1 protein-coding gene is annotated in these 809 nt (G+C 65.0%); it reads left to right on the forward strand.

Translation table 11 applies throughout. From position 1 onward, the window contains the following. Positions 1-18: 18 nt before the first annotated feature. Positions 19-809 (forward strand): IS5 family transposase gene (locus tag ACFFIC_RS30065; RefSeq protein WP_377057293.1). Its coding sequence is split into 2 segments (ribosomal slippage), with 792 coding nucleotides annotated over them: positions 19-403 and positions 403-809; the frame shifts between segments, so codons are not numbered across the junction. This gene is flagged as partial in the annotation.

Here is an 809-nt window from a genome sequence, read left to right on the forward strand (position 1 = left end):
TGAGGAAGAAGAGCGTCCATGTGGACGCCCGAAAACCGGCCCAGATACGACCGCAGCAAGCTGCGCTACCCGAGCGATCTGACCGACGAGGAATGGTCGATCGTCGGCCCGCTGATCCCGCGTGCGAAGCGCGGCGGCAACAGGCGGTCGGTCGACGAACGCGCGGTACTGGATGGTGTGATGTACATCCTGAGCACCGGCTGCCAGTGGGCGGCGCTGCCGAAGGATCTGCCGCCACGCAGCACGGTGAATGACTACCTGCGGCGCTGGGATGAGGATCGCACGCTCGATCGCATCCACCACGCGCTCTACGTGCTGTGCCGGGAGCAGGCTGGACGCGAGGCCAGCCCGACGGCGGCAATCATCGACAGTCAGAGCGTCAAGAGCGCAGAAAAAGGGGGGCCTGCATCGATGCCTCGGGCTACGACGCGGGCAAGAAGATCAAGGGCAAGAAGCGGCACGTCCTGGTGGACACCCAAGGCCTGCTGATGCAGGCCATCATCCACGCAGCCGACATCCAGGACCGTGATGGTGGCGTGCTGCTGATGGGCTCGTTGTTCGGCCTCTACCCCTTCCTGCTGAAGCTCTACGCCGACGGCGGGTACCAGGGAGCCAATTTCCAGGCCGGGCTCCGCACCACCTGCCGCCAGATCAACCTCGAGATCGTCAAGCGATCCGAGTTGCGCAAGTTCGTCGTGCTACCGAAGCGCTGGATCGTCGAGCGCACCATCGCCTGGCTCAATCGCTGCCGACGGCTGGCCAAGGACTGGGAGTGCCTGAACCGCCGCGCGCTCGCCTTTCTGCGATGG

The sequence above is a fragment of the Muricoccus vinaceus genome, from assembly GCF_042433125.1.
Taxonomy (GTDB): Bacteria; Pseudomonadota; Alphaproteobacteria; order Acetobacterales; family Acetobacteraceae; genus Roseomonas; species Roseomonas vinacea.